The 15445-nt window shown below is 70.7% G+C and carries 15 protein-coding genes and 1 tRNA gene; 6 read left to right on the forward strand and 10 right to left on the reverse strand.

All coding sequences use genetic code 11. From position 1 onward, the window contains the following. Positions 1–112 precede the first annotated feature (112 nt). On the forward strand, positions 113–523 hold the full coding sequence (locus tag ACH5AC_RS22525; protein WP_398863788.1) for a DUF6153 family protein: 411 nt from the start codon (positions 113–115) through the stop codon (positions 521–523). Positions 524–602: 79 nt separating this feature from the next. Continuing rightward, a complete protein-coding gene (locus ACH5AC_RS22530) occupies positions 603–1220 on the forward strand; it encodes a DUF305 domain-containing protein (protein ID WP_398863789.1) in 618 nt (205 codons plus the stop codon). A 31-nt stretch (positions 1221–1251) separates the two neighbouring features. On the opposite strand, the gene ACH5AC_RS22535 is transcribed toward ACH5AC_RS22530, so the two are convergent. Both ACH5AC_RS22535 and ACH5AC_RS22540 read right to left on the reverse strand, forming a co-directional pair. Beyond that, positions 1252–1596, reverse strand: a complete 345-nt coding sequence (locus ACH5AC_RS22535) for a hypothetical protein (RefSeq protein ID WP_398863790.1) — start codon at positions 1594–1596, stop codon at positions 1252–1254. A gap of 97 nt (positions 1597–1693) precedes the next feature. Beyond that, the gene (locus ACH5AC_RS22540; protein ID WP_398863791.1) at positions 1694–2599 is read right to left on the reverse strand and encodes a ketopantoate reductase family protein; all 906 of its coding nucleotides are present in this window, start codon (positions 2597–2599) and stop codon (positions 1694–1696) included. A gap of 128 nt (positions 2600–2727) precedes the next feature. Here ACH5AC_RS22540 and ACH5AC_RS22545 point away from each other — a divergent pair, with 128 nt between their 5' ends. After that, complete coding sequence (locus ACH5AC_RS22545) at positions 2728–2955, forward strand: DUF2277 domain-containing protein (protein WP_398863793.1); 228 nt, start codon at positions 2728–2730, stop codon at positions 2953–2955. A gap of 41 nt (positions 2956–2996) precedes the next feature. Here ACH5AC_RS22545 and ACH5AC_RS22550 read toward each other — a convergent pair whose 3' ends face one another. From ACH5AC_RS22550 to ACH5AC_RS22560, 3 genes are all read right to left on the reverse strand, one after another. Further along, the gene (locus ACH5AC_RS22550) at positions 2997–3626 is read right to left on the reverse strand and encodes a DedA family protein (RefSeq protein ID WP_398863794.1); all 630 of its coding nucleotides are present in this window, start codon (positions 3624–3626) and stop codon (positions 2997–2999) included. Positions 3627–3765: 139 nt separating this feature from the next. Next, entirely contained in the window at positions 3766–4212 is a 447-nt protein-coding gene (locus tag ACH5AC_RS22555; RefSeq protein WP_398863795.1) for a DoxX family protein, read from the reverse strand. Between the two features lie 293 nt (positions 4213–4505). After that, positions 4506–4577 (reverse strand) — tRNA-Val (locus ACH5AC_RS22560). A 183-nt stretch (positions 4578–4760) separates the two neighbouring features. Between ACH5AC_RS22560 and ACH5AC_RS22565 the strand changes: the two genes are divergently transcribed. Together ACH5AC_RS22565 and ACH5AC_RS22570 are read left to right on the forward strand one after the other, a co-directional pair. Beyond that, positions 4761–6134 carry a hypothetical protein gene (locus ACH5AC_RS22565; RefSeq protein WP_398863796.1) on the forward strand — a complete coding sequence of 458 codons (1374 nt, stop codon included), beginning with the start codon at positions 4761–4763 and terminating at the stop codon, positions 6132–6134. A gap of 111 nt (positions 6135–6245) precedes the next feature. Continuing rightward, positions 6246–6797: a DUF4383 domain-containing protein gene (locus tag ACH5AC_RS22570; protein WP_398863797.1), complete on the forward strand. Its 552-nt coding sequence runs from the start codon at positions 6246–6248 to the stop codon at positions 6795–6797. Here ACH5AC_RS22570 and ACH5AC_RS22575 read toward each other — a convergent pair. From ACH5AC_RS22575 to ACH5AC_RS22585, 3 genes are all read right to left on the reverse strand, one after another. Then, a complete protein-coding gene (locus ACH5AC_RS22575) occupies positions 6785–7987 on the reverse strand; it encodes an amidase domain-containing protein (RefSeq protein WP_398863798.1) in 1203 nt (400 codons plus the stop codon). The two genes, ACH5AC_RS22570 and ACH5AC_RS22575, sit on opposite strands and share 13 nt — an antisense overlap. Positions 7988–8145: 158 nt before the next feature. Further along, entirely contained in the window at positions 8146–9447 is a 1302-nt protein-coding gene (locus tag ACH5AC_RS22580) for a hypothetical protein (protein WP_398863800.1), read from the reverse strand. Positions 9448–9497: 50 nt separating this feature from the next. Beyond that, on the reverse strand, positions 9498–11636 hold the full coding sequence (locus ACH5AC_RS22585; protein ID WP_398863908.1) for a transglycosylase domain-containing protein: 2139 nt from the start codon (positions 11634–11636) through the stop codon (positions 9498–9500). A 271-nt stretch (positions 11637–11907) separates the two neighbouring features. On the opposite strand from ACH5AC_RS22585, the gene ACH5AC_RS22590 reads away from it, so the two are divergent. Continuing rightward, positions 11908–12114 (forward strand): zinc ribbon domain-containing protein, encoded by a 207-nt coding sequence (locus ACH5AC_RS22590; protein ID WP_398863801.1) that lies wholly within the window; start codon positions 11908–11910, stop codon positions 12112–12114. A gap of 24 nt (positions 12115–12138) precedes the next feature. On the opposite strand, the gene ACH5AC_RS22595 is transcribed toward ACH5AC_RS22590, so the two are convergent. Together ACH5AC_RS22595 and ACH5AC_RS22600 are read right to left on the reverse strand one after the other, a co-directional pair. Continuing rightward, entirely contained in the window at positions 12139–12939 is an 801-nt protein-coding gene (locus ACH5AC_RS22595; protein ID WP_398863802.1) for an HAD family hydrolase, read from the reverse strand. After that, complete coding sequence (locus ACH5AC_RS22600; RefSeq protein WP_398863804.1) at positions 12939–15434, reverse strand: phosphoribosyltransferase; 2496 nt, start codon at positions 15432–15434, stop codon at positions 12939–12941. The genes ACH5AC_RS22595 and ACH5AC_RS22600 overlap by 1 nt, the downstream gene beginning before the upstream one ends. Positions 15435–15445: the final 11 nt, after the last annotated feature.

Raw genomic sequence — 15445 nt, forward strand, 5'->3', positions numbered from 1 at the left:
CGGCCGGCGAAGCGGCCCCGAAGCCCCGCCCCCGGCCCGGGCCGCGCCGGGGGCGGGGCGTACGGCCGTATGCACCACGCCGTACGGCCGGGTCGGACAGGCGCTGGCTAGGATGTGCCGCGTGATCGGACCCGAGCAGTACGCCGCCCCGTGGCCGCCCGTGCGGTGGTCGCGTTCGGCGCTGTGTGTGCTCGGGCTGCTGGTGGGGCTGCTCGGCATGCACGCCCTTGCGCCCGGCGGGTCCGGCCCGGACCACGCGCACGAGCACCCCGTGGCGGCGACCGCCGCTGAGGCGCACGGCGTCTGCTTCGGGGACGGTCACGGCGGTGGCGGGCATGCGCGGCACGCCGATGCCACCTGCGCCTCGGCCGCGGTGGCCGGCGCACCCGAGCTGCCCGCGCTGGTGCCCGACCCGGTCTCCACGCCCGTATCCGCCGATGCCGTACGCCCGTACGCGGCCGTGGCCCCGGACGGTGCGCGCGCCCCGCCCTCCCTGGCGGAACTCCAACTCCTGCGGATCTAGAGGCACCCGGTACCGCGTCCGACGCTGTGACGCGGTGCCTCGGCGTGCCCTTTTCCCTTCTCTCCCCCAGGAGTTCAGCATGACCCGCAACACCCGTGCCCGTGCCCTCACGCGTCGTGCCGCCGCCGTGGCGGTGACGGTGACCGCCGCCTTCGCCCTGGCCGCCTGCGGGGGCGAGGGCGACGGCGGCAGCGCGGCCGGCGACAACGCCTCCGCGTCCGCGACCGCCGACGCCCACAACGCCCAGGACGTGACCTTCGCGCAGGGCATGATCCCGCACCACCGCCAGGCCCTGGAGATGGCTGCGCTGGCCGCCGACCGGGCCTCGTCCGCGCAGGTCAAGGACCTCGCCGGCCGGATCGAGAAGGCCCAGGACCCGGAGATCCAGACGATGACCGGCTGGCTGACCGCGTGGGGCGAGGACGCCCCGGCGGCCGGCGGCCACTCGGGGCACTCCGGCGGCATGGCCGGGATGATGAACGCCGAGGACATGGCGAAGCTGGAGAAGACCTCCGGCGGGGACTTCGACAGCATGTTCCTGACCATGATGATCGAGCACCACGAGGGCGCGGTCGAGATGGCCGAGGCCGAGCAGGCCAAGGGGGCGTACGGGCCCGCCATGGCCATGGCCGGTGACATCGTCGCGGCGCAGACCGCGGAGATCGAGGAGATGAAGAAGCTCCTCGCACAGAAGTAGGCAGCAGAAGCAGGAGCAGGAGAGGAAGCAGTCAGTCCTCGTCGCCGGGTGGGGTCTCGTGCGCGTGCTTGAGCCGCGTACGGGCCTCCACCCGGTCCCCGGCCGCGATCTCCTCCCAGAAGCGGTGGCCGGTCACGAACACCGCGAGCTCGTGTTCCCGCCGCCGCAGCTTCTCCACCTCGGCCTGTTCGTCGGCCGTCCAGCCCGGTGAGGCCGGGCGCTCCACCTTCCGCCAACCGCCGTCATCGGTGAATCCGTCCAGCGGCTCCACCGACCAGGGCAGCCGCTTCAGCAGGGCCGACAGCTCGGCCCGGACCTGATGCAGCTCCTCCTGACCGGCGCGCAGGTCGCTGGGAAAGTCATAGGTCGTAGCCACACGCTAATGCTACGCCTGTTCGAATTTAACTCGCGAGCTCCTTCAGGGGTTGGCGAGGCAGCTCGATGGCTGTCACCAACCCCTGTGGACAGAATTACTAGCGGTCGGTGGTCGGCTCCAGCTCCCGTACCAGCCGGGTCGCCACCGGCACCGGCACCCCGTGGCGGGCCGCCGCGCGCAGCAGGGCGCCGCCGATCGCGTCCAGTTCGAGAGCGCGGCCCGCCTCGGCGTCGCGCTGCATCGACGACTTCATCCCCGGCGGGAAGGCGTAGTAGCGGGCGAGTGCGGTGGCCGGGTCGACGGGGGCACCGCAGGCGGCGCTGACCGCGGCGGTCTCCTCGACGAGGGCAGTCAGCTCCTCGCGGTGACGGGTGCGGACCTCGCCCAGGGGCAGGCCGTACCGGGTGGTGAGGAGCGCGAAGGGGGCGAGGAAGCTCATCTTCGCCCACAGCGCGGCCGTCTCGTCGGGCAGGATCCGGGTGACCGGGCCGGCCGCCGTCAGGGCCTCGGCGAGGGTGTCCAGGCGGGGGCGGGGCACCGCGTCGCCGGTCAGGTCGATCTCGGCGAAGGGGCTGGCGTGTTCGATGACGCCGGGGGCCACCCGGGTCGACTCGACGCGGATGACGCCCGGGGCGACACGGTCCGGGCGGTGGTGGGTGCGCAGGGTGTCCGGGTGTTCGACGCCGTTCAGGAACGGCACGAGCAGGGCGTCGCCGAGGGTGGGGGACGGGATGCGGGTGAGGGCGGCGTCCAGGGCGGTCTGCTTGACCGCGATCAGGACGGCGTCTGCCTCGGTGCGCAGTTCGGTGTCCGCCTCCACCTTCGCCGTGAAGTCACCGAAGCGGGCGCTGCGGACGGTGATGCCCCGCGTGCGGAGGGCGGCGGCGGTGTCGTCGCCGGCCAGGCAGATCACTCGGTGTCCGGCGCGGGACAGCAGCGCGGCGAGCAGTCCGCCGACGCCGCCCGGGCCGAGGACGGCCACGGTCAGTTCGTCGTTCGCCATGATGGGTTCCTCTCGTCGGTCGGCCCCGGGGTGTCGGTGGCCGCCACGGAGGTGATCATGCCAGGGGGCGGGATCTCCGTCATGGGATTCGGGTCACGGGATCCTCGTCATGGGGTGAGACTGGGAACATGTGCCGCAGCATCAAGACGCTTCGTCCGCCCGTGTTGCCCGAGGAGGCGACGGAGGAGGAGATCCGGGCCGCCGCGCTCCAGTACGTCCGTAAGGTGTCCGGCTTCCGTGCCCCGGCCGCGCACAACCGCGAGGTGTTCGAACGGGCCGTGGACGCGATCGCGGACGCGACGGCCGAGTTGCTGGACGGGTTGGAGGTACGGGGGGCCGGCTCACATGCGTCGTAGGTGACCGTGGGCCGACCGGGGTCGAGTGTGGCCGCCCCCGGCTACGCCCGCGCACCCACCGGCTGACGCCGCACCAGGAACGCCGCACCGGCCCCCGCACCGAACAGCGCCAGTACGGAGACCGCCGTGGCCAGCCAGGTCGCCCCCAGCCAGTGCGCGCCGAGGTAGCCGAGGGCCACGCTGTACGCCGCCCAGGAGAGGCCCGCGAGTGCGGACCAGGGAAGGAAGTCGCGGGCGCGGCGGTGGGCGGCGCCGGCGATGAGGGAGACGACCGAGCGGCCGGCGGGGGCGAAGCGGGCCAGGATGACCAGGGGACCGCCGCCTCGGGCCAGCGCGTCGCCGAGACGTTCCTGCGCGGTCGTGAGCCGGCGGGACCGGGCGACGACCCGGTCCAACCGCTCGCCGCCCCGCCACGCCAGCCGGTAGGCCACGAGGTCGCCCAGCACCGACGCGGTGGTCGCGCAGAGCACCAGCGCCAGGACGTCCGGCACGTCGTTGGGCACGACATGGGCCGCCCCGGCGGCCTTCGATCCGGCGGCCGCCGCCGTCGCCGCGGCGATCACCAGCACACCGCTGGGCAGCACCGGCAGGAAGACGTCGAGGAGCACGGAGAGCCCGATCAGCGCATAGATCCATGGACTGCCGGTCAGCGCCCCGACACTTTCGATCACCGCGAACTCCCCGTCGTCCCCCGTGTGGCCGGATCACCGGCCATAACAGCCATACAGCGTACGCCTGCGGTGTGACAGTGGATCCACTGGGGCTCGTGTGAAAGCTCTCGTGTGAGACCTCTCGTGTCAGACCGTCGCGTCAGACGGTCACAGAGGACTGCCGCGCCACGGGCTCACGCGTGGCCCGCCTGGCGAGCAGCTGGTCCAGGCCGAGCGCGCCGGATCCGGTGAAGACCAGCAGTAACATCGCCCAGCAGAACAGCACCGCGCCCTCGCCGCCGTTCTCGACCGGCCACAGGGCGTCGGGCTGATGCATCTTGAAGTACGCGTACGCCATCGAGCCGGAGGCTATGAACGCCGCGCCGCGGGTGCCGAGGCCGAGCATCAGCAGGCCGCCGCAGACGAGCTCGATGATCCCCTGGTACCAGAACGGCCAGGTGCCCGACGCGACCGTGCCGCCCTGGCCGTCGGAACCGCCGAGGACCCCGAAGAGCTTGGCGGCACCGTGGCAGAGGAAGAGCAGGCCGACGACGATCCTGAAGAGACCGAGGACATACGGCTGGGCGCTGTTGAGACGTCCGGTCATGCGGGGGACTCCTTCGGTTGATCAGGTCCGTGGGGACGGGACCCGTCGGGGACAGAACCGACCGTCCACGCTAGGCAGACCCCCCAATGCTTTCAAGTTCAACTTTTAGCCATGCTTTGGTTCCGCTTCCGGTCACGGTCACAGTCACCAGTGGACTCCTTCCACAGGCACTTCGAAGACAACCCCCTTGCATACGCGCATTCTTGACGAACCATCAGGCTACTGTCAGAGCGAACCCCCCAACACGAGAGCGGCCCCTCGGAGGATTCTCCGAGGGGCCGCTTTGGGGTCGGTGGGCGCGGACGGTTTCGAACCGCCGACATCCTGCTTGTAAGGCAGGCGCTCTACCCCTGAGCTACGCACCCGGCGTCCCGGGCACCGCCCAGGACGAGTCGACAGCCTACCTTGCCCGGGGCCCTGTCCCGCAAACCCGTATCCGCGACGACGGACGTCACGGTCCACACCATGAACTGTTCGGCCCGTGTGTTCGTCCTTAACCGGTGGGAGAATGACTCCGGGCAGGGCGGACCACAGCACGGGAGAGGCATGTGACGGCGACACCACAGCAGCCGCACCCACCGACGGCACCGCACGCCTCACACGCCCTGCGCGACACCCTCGCCCTCCTCGCGCTCCCCCTCGTCGCCGCGCTGGCGCTGCCCGCGGCCTTCGCCGGGGGCGGCACCCGGCGGTGGTTCGGGGGGCGGGCGGACAGCGTGCGGGCGGAGGCGCAGGCCGCGAAGGACGCCGCCGCGGCCGCCTTCTACGAACTGGACACCGCCCAGCGCGACCTGCGGATCTCCATAGAGACGATCACCGCGGTCGACGACTCCCCGGCGGCCCGCCGCGCCGTGTCCGACTTCGAGGCGATCGGCCGGCGCATAGACGAGGTCAGCCATCAGTACATCGGCGCCGTCGACGCCCATGACCTCGACCGGGACGACCTGGAGACCTCCGCCGCCGCGCAGGCGCGCACCCAGCTCACCCGGGCGAAGGAGGAGCTGCAGCGGGTCAAGGGCGAGCTGGACCGGTTCCAGGAGGGGCTCGGGCCGCTGCTGGGCAAGGCCGAGACCCAGCTGGCCCGTCTGGCGCCCGCCGTGGAGCGGGCCCGGCAGGCGCTGCGGGCGGCCTCGGACGCGCTGGACGCCGTACGGGCCTCCGGGCTGCGGGCCGATGACCTGGCCGGCCGGCTCGCCGCTCTCGGACCCGAACTGACCCGGCTGAACCAGGGCGCCGGGCAGCACGGCGTCCAGCAGACCCTGCAGCGCGCCGAGCACGTCGCCCGGGAGGCCGAGGCGGTCCGTAGCGAGGCCGAGCGGCTGCCGGAGAAGGCCGCCGAGATCGACCGCCGCCTGGTCTCCCTCCGCACCAGGGCCCAGGCGCTGACCACCCGCGCCGGGCAGGTCGAGCCGGTGCTCAGCGAGCTGCGCCGCCGGTTCGTGGCCGCCTGCTGGCAGGACCTCCAGCACGTGCCGTCCCAGGCCGCGCAGAACGTACGGCAGGCCGAGACCAAGCTCGCGGAGGCGCGGGCCGCGCGGGACGCACAGCGGTGGCCGGACGCGACCGCGCTGCTGTCGACCGTACGGGCGCTGCTGAACGCGACCGACGAGTCCGTGTCGGCCGCCGGGGACCGGCTGACCCGGCTGAACGCCGTGCAGAAGGATCCGCAGCAGGAGATCGAGCGGACGCGGTTCGCGATCCGGGACGCGCAGCGGCTGGCGATGACGGGGCGTACGACGCCGGATCCGCGGGACGCGCTGCCGCTGGACCAGGCGGTGGCCCGGTTGGAGCTGGCGGTTTCCAAGCTGGAGGGGCGTCACCCCGACTACTGGCACTTCCTGACCGAGATGGAGGCGGTGCGGGGGGCTGTGGCGCAGGTGGTGGCTCGGATCCGGGAGGAGCGCGGGAGCGGTAGTCACTAGGCCGCGGCGCCGTCGTGGCTGTGCCGGCTCTGTTTGCCCGTGCGGCTTCTTGGACGGATATTGAAGGATAGGTACGGCCTCCGCTGGTACTCGGCTCTCAAGGAGGCGGAGATGGCCACCCACGCAATGCACGCCAAGCCTCGGCGGCGGATCCGGTTCAACGATCATCTGCCCGTGGACCACCGGCTGAACAGGGTCTACCGGGTCGGCGCCGGCCTGATGGGTCTGTTCCTGCTCGCGTTCGGGATCCTCGGGGTCACCAACAACATCGGCTTCTTCGACACCGGCGGCGACGAGGTCTGGGGTCTGAACACCAACGGCGCGCTCAGCTGGCTGTCGATCGCCGTCGGGGTGCTGCTGTTCGTCGGCATGGTGATCGGCGGGAACTTCGCGTCGACGCTGAACATGACGCTCGGGCTGCTGTTCATCGTCAGCGGCTTCGTGAACATGGGCCTGCTGGAGACGGACTACAACTTCCTGGCCTTCGAGATCCAGAACTGCATGTTCAGCTTCGCCGTCGGCATCCTGCTGATGGTCTTCGGGATGTACGGCAGGGTCGGTTCCGCCCTGCCGCACGACAACCCGTACTGGCGGGCCCGCCACCCGGACCTGGTGGAACCCGAGTCCGAGCGACAGGACCAGCCAGGTGATCAGGTGCGGTAGGCGTAGTACGCGGCGTTCGGGTACGACGCGACGATGCTCGCCACCGACCGGCGGTAGGTGTTGGTGGAGTGGTACGTCAGGTACGGCACGCCCTGCGGGCTGCGGTAAGTGACGATCATGGTGTGGTCCTTGGACCCGTCCTTGTCGAAGTCGACCTGGAGCACGTCGCCGACGTCCATCTGGTAGACGTTGGCGAGGCTGGTGGTCCGCTTGGAGTTCTGGGCGAACCAGGACCACTCGTTGACGCCGACGAAGGAGTGCGACTGGATGCTGGCGTTGCCGAACCAGCGGGTGTAGTCGTACACATAGCCGGGCACGTGCTTCCAGCCGCCTGCCTTCAGGGCCTGGCTCACGAAGTTGGTGCAGTCGCCGCCGGCACCGGCGCCGTTGAAGTCCGGGTACTCGGTGTTGTAGTTGCTCCAGTACTTCTCCGCGTACGTGGCCATGGCCCGGTAGTCGTAGCCACTGGCGGTGAAGTTCTTCGGGTTGGAGGGCGCCGGGCGGGTGGTGGCCGCGCGGGGCGCCGACGGGGTGGTGTTGGCGGCGGTGGAGGTGGTCGGCGTCGGCGACGGCGACGGCGTGGCCGCCGTGGCGGGGCCGACCGAGGGCGCGGTCGGCTGGTTGACCGCGATCTCGCCGTCGTCGGTCTCCCGGATGTCCGTCAGCCGCCAGTTGCCCCGCTTGTCGGCCTTGAAGGTCAGCTCGTGGTGGGCCTGGAAGCCGGTGGTCTTCGGCTCGTCGCCGCGGACCTTGGCGTAGGTGAGGGTCGTGGTCTCGGTGACCGCGACCACGGCCCTGCGGCCCTTCACGTTGGTGGCGTCGAGGGTGACGCTGGTGGAGGCGGCGGTGTACTTCTCGCCGAGCGCGGCGAGGCGCTCCTTGCGCTGGCCCAGCGAGGACCGGGCGGTGCTCTCCTGTCTCGCCAGCCCGGACGACAGGGCGACGTCACCGGAGAAGCCGTTGGTCAGCGGCTTCTTGCGGTTGCCCTGCGTGCCGGTCACGAGGGCTTCGGTGCGGTCGGTGAAGACCGCGTCGGCCAGCCGCTGGAAGGTGGCCTTGGTCTTCGCGTCCACGGTCGGGTCGTCGACGACGGCCGCGCCCGCGCTCCAGTTCGGCAGCAGTGCCACTCCGGCGACCACCGATGCGGCGGCTGCCGTGACTATGGTCGCGCGGCGCCGCGTACGGCTCAATTTCCTTGACTTCACTGATGTTTCCCCTCTTGCCCCGGCGGAGGGATGCCGGGGTAGCGGAATACTTGCATGCCATGTGTGACATCTGTGAAGGGGGATGCGCTGTAACGGCTGGGGAGTTATGTGACCGTCACTTCAGGACACGCGCTTCACGCCACTCACTTCACGACCGACGACCAGTCCGGGTCCTGCGCCGGGTCCAGGGTGCGCAGCCGTTCCAGATTGGCCGGGTCCTGTACGTCCATCCAGTCGGCGAGCTCCTTGAAGGAGACGCACTTGACGTCCTTCTTGGTGCACACGTTCTCGATGACGTGGTCGACGGCGTTCATGTAGATGCCGCCGTTCCACTGCTCGAAGTGGTTGCCGATGAACAGCGGGGCCCTGCTGCCGTAGTAGACCCGGTTGAAGCCGGCCATGTAGGCGTCGATGGTCTCCTGCTGCCACTGGGGGTACATGGCCGGGTCGCCGTCGGTCTCGCCGTCTGACTGGTTGTAGAGGAAGTTGAAGTCCATCGACAGGGACTGGACGTCACCGCCGTCGAACGGGAGCCCCTGGAGCGGGAAGTCCCAGAGGCCGCCCTTCTTCGCCGGCCAGACCTGGAAGGCACCCGGGGACGACGCGTCGTAGCGCCAGCCGTAGCTCTTGGCCGCCTTGACCAGGTTCTCCTGGCCCTCCAGACAGGGCGCGCGGCCGCCGGTGACCTCCTTGCGGACGTCGAAGGGCAGCGGCTCCATGTCGGTGTACCCGGTGTTGGTCTTCCACTTCTCGGCGAACTCGTAGAACTGGTCGATCTCGCTCTTCCACTCCTCGACGCTCCAGTCGCCGCCGCCCTTCGCACCGCAGAAGTGCCCGTTGAAGTGGGTGCCGATCTCGTGCCCCTCCTCCCACGCCTTGCCGAGCTCCACCAGCGTGGTGCGGATGTGCTCGTCGGTGGGGTAACTGATCGCCGCGGCGCCCTTCTTGTGCTGCGGTGGGTCGTAGAGGTCCTTCTTGCTCTTGGGCAGCAGGTAGATGCCCGTGAGGAAGAAGGTCATATGGGCGTTGTACCGCTTGGACATCTCCCGGTAGTGGGTGAAGAGTTCGTCGTCGCCTGCGAGGGCGCCGTCCCAGGAGAAGACGACGAACTGGGGCGGTTTCTCACCGGGTTTGAGCGGCTCGGGCTTCAGCCGGCCCTGCTGGGGTCCGGTGTAGGAGGTCGAGCCGTCGCCGAGGACCTTGACCTTGCCGTCCCACTCCGGCTCCTCCTCCTGCTTCGTGGCGGTGGCCGTGGGCCCGCGGTCGTCGCCGTCCTGCGCGGACGCGGTCGGGGCGGTGGAGCCGGAGCCGGTGCGGGACAGCACCAGGTAGCCGGCGACCAGGGAGGCGACGACGAGGAACGCGGCCAGGCTGAGGAACCCCGGGCGTACTGCGGGGCGGCGCGGTGCGCGGGCCTTGCGGCGGCGGCCCGACGGCTGTTTCATGTGCGGCTCATTCTGCTGGGGGACAGGGGCTGGGGTGCCGGTCGCACGTGTCAGCCGAGCGGGCCCATGGCACTGGACCAGATGCCGTACGGCACGCTCTCGGCGGACGGACCGGCGAGCCCCTTCAGCGGCAGGGGTTCGAGGCTCTTGCTCAGGTCGATGCGGTAGACGACGACCGCGGTGGAGACGGACTCGGCGGTGCCGACGTACCAGGCGGCGGTGTCCTTGTCGGTGGTGCCGGCCTTCCCGGCGACCTGGGCGGAGGCGGGCGCGGCGCCCGGGTGGGCGGTGCGGAAGGCGTCGGTGAGCGCGGAGGTGACCTCCTCGGCGACCTCGGCGCGGACCGCGCGGTACGGGGCGGGGGTCTCGATGTCGACCTTGGCACCGTTGCGGGTGATCCGGCGCACCGAGTACGGCTCGGTGTGGTTGCCCTGGGCGGCGAAGGTGCTGTAGCCGCTGGCCATACGGATGGCGCTGGGCGTGGAGTTGCCCAGGGACAGGGCGGGCACCTGGGGGCCGATGCTGGAGGACAGCAGTCCGGCCGCCTCGGCGGTGGCGCGCACCTTGTCCAGGCCGGTGTCCATGCCGAGCTGCATGAACGGCGTGTTCACCGACTTCGCGAGCGCGTCGTGCAGACTGATCTGCCCGTACGACTTGCCGCCGTCGTTCTTCGCGGCGACCTTCTTGCCGCTGCGGTCCCAATAGGGGCCCTCGGGGGTGGTCACCGGAACCTCGTCGTCCCCGTTGTAGACCGACTGCCCGGTCACCGGTGTCGGCCCCCCGTCCCGTGTCTTGCGCACCCCGTGCTCCAACCCGGCGGCATACACGAAGGGCATGAAGGCCGAACCGGCGGGCACGGTCGTCGCGTTGGACTCGTTGAATCCCTGCTTGCGGTGGTCGGGGCCGCCGTACACGGCGAGGATCCGCCCGTCGGCGGCCACCGAGGCGGCGCCGTAGTGCGCGTTCCTCGCGGCCTGCGGGTCGTCCTTCTTCGCCTGCTCGCGGGCCTTGGTGACCGCGTCGGTGAGCTGCTTCTCCCGCTTCTTGTCGAAGGTCGTGTAGATCTGGTAGCCGCCCAGGTCGAAGTCCTTGTCCGAGATGCCGGCGGCCTTCTTGGCGTACTGGGCGGCCAGCTCGACCAGGTAGTCGCTCTGCTCACCGGTGTTGTGCAGCGGGTTGGCCGGCAGCGGCTCCGGGAACTTCTTGTAGGTCGCGCGCTCCTCCTTCGACAGCTTGCCGATGTCGACCATCCGGTCCAGCGTCCAGGCCCAGCGCTCCACGGCCCGGTCGCGGTTGGCCTGACTGAGCGTCGGGTCGAACAGGGCGGCGCCCTTGAGGAGGGCGGCGAGGAAGGCGGCCTCGCTGGCGTTGAGCTTGCTGACGTCCTTGCCGTAGTACGCCTGGGCGGCGCGCTGGATGCCGTAGGTGCCCCGGCCGAACCAGCTGGTGTTGAGGTAGCCCTCCAGGATGTCGTCCTTGCTCATCTGGTTGTCGAGCTTGAGGGCGATCATCGCCTCGTTGAACTTACGGCCCAGGGTCTGGTCCTGGCTCAGGTAGACGTTCTTGACGTACTGCTGGGTGATCGTGGAGCCGCCCTGGGTGTCTCCCTGCCCGAGCGTGCGGAACAGGGCCCGGGTGACGCCGGTGAAGGAGATGCCGGGGTCGCTGTAGAAGCTCGCGTTCTCCGCGGCCAGCACGGCCCAGCGCACGTCCTCCGGGATGTCCTCCAGCGGCATGTCCTGCCGCTGCACCCAGCCCGTACGGGCCATGGGGGTGCCGTCGGCCCAGAAGTACACGTTGTCCTGCTGGGTGGCGTACGAGTTGAGGTTGTCCGGGATGTCCGTGGTGGCGTAGGCGATGGTCAGGAAGAGGGTGCTCAGCCCGAGCGAGGCGAGAAAGGCCCCCAGGTTCTGCCGCCAGGAGGGCACCCACCGACGCCATCCCGTGCGCCCGGGCCGCGGGTACTGGGGGCGCAACCGGCGCGTGTACGGGGCGATCCGGGCCCGGAAGGCGGAGGAGGAGGCCGACGGCTTCCGCCGACGTGACGAACCGTCCGGCGGTTGCCCCTCGGGCGACCACGGCTCGGGTATTCGCAGTTGCATGGTCTCGTCGGCCTTTGAGCCGGCGGGGACCTTGAGCTGCATGGTCTCGTCCGCGCCGAGTGGCGGCGGAGGAACCTTCAACTGCATTGTTGCGTCGGGCTCTTGGGGCTCCTCCCCCTGCCCCGGTTGGGTCACGACGTCGTCTCCCTCCGCACTTCGTATAGCTCGCGCAGGCAGACGTACAGACGTACAAGGGTCCCATCCCGGTTGCCGAAACACAGCGGCAACCGTCAACCCCCTGAATCCCCCCGACCACGCTGGTCCTTCGCGGCGCCCTCAAGTTACCAGCGCCCTTCGCAAAGTCTCCACATCAGTTTCGGGCGTAACAGGTCACACCTGGGGCGGCTAACCTGACGTCATGCCTCGTTACGAATACCGCTGCCGCTCATGCGACAACACATTCGAACTAACCCGCCCAATGTCCGACTCCGCGGCCCCCGCGACATGCCCCGAGGGTCACGAGGACACGGTGAAGCTGTTGTCGGCGGTGGCGGTGGGAGGTACGGCCGGGCAGGCCCCCAGCGGGAACGGGGGCGGCTGTTGCGGTGGGGGTTGCTGCGGCTGACCCGAAGGGGCGCGGGGGCAGACGCTAGACGGCCTTGAGGAACTCCCTCAGAATGCGCTCCCCCGCGAACACCCCCCGTTCGGGCAACGCGGCGATCCCCGGAGCGGTCCAGGCCGTATCGGCCAGTTCCCCGTGCCCCGGCCGCCACCCCCGATCCGCCGCGAGCAACAGATCCGCGTCGAGCAGCGAGTCACCCGCCGCGAGCGTCAGCTCAGCCCCGACACGCCGGGCCACCTCACGCACGGCCGCGCTCTTGGTCAACGGCTTCGGCACCGCGTAGATCTTCCGTCCCTGCAAGGACACCGTCCAGCCCAGCCCCTCCGCCCAGGCCGCCAGCTCCTTCACCCACTCCTCCGGCAGCAACTCCCGCTCCACCACGAGGTAGGCGAACAGATCCTCCGCCACCCGGTGCTTGCGCAGCCACGCCGGATCCGTGGCGCTCTCCAGATGCGCCCGGATCTCCGCGAGCGGCGCGCACTCGTCCGCCAGACGAGCCGTCACACTCGCGTGCCAGTCGGGGTCGGACACCCCGTCGACCAGCAGATGCCCCCCGTTGGCGCAGATCGCGTACGTCGGCGCCGGCCCCGGCAGATTGATGCGCAGGTACTGCTTGCGCGTCCGGGTGGTCGTCGGCACGAACACCGCCGCGTCCCCGAGGTCGGTCAGCAGCCGTGCCGCCGTCTCGGTCATGTACGACAGCGGCTTGCTCTCGTGCACCTCGACGCACAGCAGCCGCGGCGCCCGCGCGTCCGGCATGGTCAGCGCCAGGGCCGCCGAGGAGTAGATCAGCGTACGGTCGAGATCGCTCGCCACCAGGACCGGCATCAGACGGCCACCGCCTTTCCGTCGGCGCCCGTGGCGCCCCGTGTGTACTTGGGGTGAATCAGCCCGACACAGGTGTACGGCAGGTCATCGGTCTCCTCCACCGGCACCCCGCGCTGTTCGGCCAGCAGCCGCACATGGTCGAGGTCGGCGCCCGCGCCGGTGCGGGCGAGGATCTTCCACGGTACCCGGCGCAGCAGGACACGCGTGGTCTCGCCGACGCCCGGCTTGACGAGGTTGACGTCGTGGATGCCGTACTCCTCGCTGATGCGTTCGACGGCCGCCCAGCCCTCCCAGGTGGGGGTCCGGTCGCCGGCCAGCAACTCCTTCACCGCCGCGTCCACCGCGTCCAGGACCTCGGGGAAGCGGGCGGAGACGGCGTCGAGGAAGACGCCGGAGACATCGGCGTCGGCCAGCTCGCGGTAGAACTTCGCGCCGTGGAAGTCGTCCGGCCCGACCAGGTCGGCCCGCAGCACGGTCCGGGAAATCAGGCCGGAAACCGTCGAGTTGAGGCATGCCGAGGGGATCAGGAAGTCCTCCCGGGTGCCGTACGTCCGTACGCACGACCCCGGGTCGGCGAGCACCGCGATCTCCGGGTCGAAGCCGGGGGCGCCGCCCGCCGCCTCGTACTCCTCGATCGCGGCGGCCAGTTCACGGGTGATGGCGCCCTTGCCGGTCCAGCCGTCGACGAAGACGACGTCGGCCGGGTCGTGGTGCTCGGCCAGCCAGCGCAGCGCGTTCGCGTCGATGCCGCGCCCGCGCACGATGGAGACGGCGTAGTGCGCCAGGTCGAGCCCGTGGCGCTGCTGGGCCCAGCGGCGCATCAGCACGCCGACCGGGGTGCCCGCACGGGCCAGGGACACCAGCACGGGTCGCGGTGAGCACTCCGCGAGCACGGTCTCGGTGACCACGCCGACCGCGTGGGCGAGGCGCTCCGAGGACGCCTCAAGGGCCGCGTGGAACAGCTGCTGGTACTGCTCGCTCGGCTGGTACTCCACCGGCAGCGACTCCGCGTAGTGCGCGCCGCCGCTCTGGATGGCCTCCTCGCGTTCCTCGGTGGGCGCCTCCAGGGTGACGTCCGAGAGGTCCTGCAGCAGCCAGCCGACCTCCTCGGGCGCGTACGAGGAGAAGGCGGGGCCGCGGAGGGGCTCGGGCAGCATGGAGGGCCTTTCGGGGCGGTGCGGGGCCTCGGGGACGTAGGACGGTACGACCGCGAGCAGGACGTGCGGGATGTGCGCGGCGAGCTGGGCGAGCAGGCCGTCGGGGGCGTGCAGTTCGGGGCGGTCGGCCACGGAGTCGACGACGGCGACGACGGCGTCGAAGCCGGCACCGGCCACGTTGTACGCGTAGCGGTCGCCCGGGCCGTCGGCGGGGGCGTCATGGGCGGGGAAGGCGAGGCGGGTGCGGATGGCGTAGCCGGGGTCGTCGACGGCGAGGACGGGTGAGCGGGTGGTGGTGGAGTAGCGCACCTCCGCGTCGATGACCTGCTCCAGTTCGCGGGCGAGTCTGAGGGGGGTGTACATCAGCTCTTCGAAGCCGAGGATGTGTATGCGGTGTGCCTCCGGCGGGAGAGCCTCGGCGAGGCGGGCGGCCATGGAGGGGAGGGCGTTCTCCAGGCGTATTCGGTGCGCCGGCGTGAAGCCGTGGCGGGCGCCGTCGGGGAGGCCCGGGGGCCAGTGGAGGTCGACTCGCTTGATCGCCGTCTGCGGGCCGGTGGGCGCTGGTCGCGCCCACGCGGCGGTAGCCGCAGATTCAACACAGCCCCGCGCCCCTGGCGAGTCTTCGTGCAGCGCGACAAGATTCTGGCCCTTCTCCAGGATCCCCTCCGGCAGGAGTACGTTTCCGGAGGCGGCCGCGATCAGATCGACCCGGGCCTCGATCTCCCGCGCGAACTCCTCCAAGCGCCCCGCGTCGGTCGTCGAGCGCATGTCCACCAGGGCGACCACGACGTACCGGCGGCGGGGGTACCGCGCGTGGAGTTCGCGGATCGTGTTCAGGACCGTGTTGCCCGTGGAGAACTCGTCGTCGACGAGGACCAGGGGGCCGTCGCCGGACAGCAGGGCCGGGTTCTCCGGGAGCAGCAGGTGGGAGGTCGCGTGGGAGTGGGACTCCTCGAAGCCGCCCGCCTGGGGCACCCCGTCCACGGGTCGGCGTGTGGAGTGCAGGTAGGGGGCCGTGCCGAGGCCGTCGGCGACGGAGTGGCCGAGGCCGGTGGCGGTCTCCGCGTAGCCGAGGACGACCGCGCGGGCCGTGTCCTCGGCGCCGAGCAGGTCGCGCACCCGGCGGCCGAGGGTGAAGCCGGCGCCGTAGACGACGGACGGGGACTGCGGGACGTGTTTGCCGAGCACGTTGGAGACGAGCAGGTGAGCCCGTTTGGGGTTGCGGCGCAGGGCCAGTCCCAGGAGTTCGGGCAGGCTGTCGTCGCCCACCAGTTCGACCCCGAGTCGCTCGGCGACCCAGGTGCCGGACCAGACACCGTTGTTCACTGCGTTGTTCATGCGTCCCTTGT

Origin of the sequence: Streptomyces sp. NPDC018693 (genome assembly GCF_044391385.1) — a bacterium.
Classification (GTDB): domain Bacteria; phylum Actinomycetota; class Actinomycetes; order Streptomycetales; family Streptomycetaceae; genus Streptomyces.

Excerpts from the sequence above, each read along its gene's own strand:
- ACH5AC_RS22580 (WP_398863800.1), bottom strand. The coding sequence starts at position 9,447 with ATGAAACAGCCGTCGGGCCGCCGCCGCAAGGCCCGCGCACCGCGCCGC.
- ACH5AC_RS22600 (WP_398863804.1), bottom strand. The coding sequence starts at position 15,434 with ATGAACAACGCAGTGAACAACGGTGTCTGGTCCGGCACCTGGGTCGCC.
- ACH5AC_RS22545 (WP_398863793.1), top strand. The coding sequence starts at position 2,728 with ATGTGCCGCAGCATCAAGACGCTTCGTCCGCCCGTGTTGCCCGAGGAG.
- ACH5AC_RS22540 (WP_398863791.1), bottom strand. The coding sequence starts at position 2,599 with ATGGCGAACGACGAACTGACCGTGGCCGTCCTCGGCCCGGGCGGCGTC.
- ACH5AC_RS22555 (WP_398863795.1), bottom strand. The coding sequence starts at position 4,212 with ATGACCGGACGTCTCAACAGCGCCCAGCCGTATGTCCTCGGTCTCTTC.
- ACH5AC_RS22590 (WP_398863801.1), top strand. The coding sequence starts at position 11,908 with ATGCCTCGTTACGAATACCGCTGCCGCTCATGCGACAACACATTCGAA.
- ACH5AC_RS22585 (WP_398863908.1), bottom strand. The coding sequence starts at position 11,636 with ATGCAGTTGAAGGTTCCTCCGCCGCCACTCGGCGCGGACGAGACCATG.
- ACH5AC_RS22525 (WP_398863788.1), top strand. The coding sequence starts at position 113 with ATGTGCCGCGTGATCGGACCCGAGCAGTACGCCGCCCCGTGGCCGCCC.
- ACH5AC_RS22595 (WP_398863802.1), bottom strand. The coding sequence starts at position 12,939 with ATGCCGGTCCTGGTGGCGAGCGATCTCGACCGTACGCTGATCTACTCC.
- ACH5AC_RS22530 (WP_398863789.1), top strand. The coding sequence starts at position 603 with ATGACCCGCAACACCCGTGCCCGTGCCCTCACGCGTCGTGCCGCCGCC.
- ACH5AC_RS22570 (WP_398863797.1), top strand. The coding sequence starts at position 6,246 with ATGGCCACCCACGCAATGCACGCCAAGCCTCGGCGGCGGATCCGGTTC.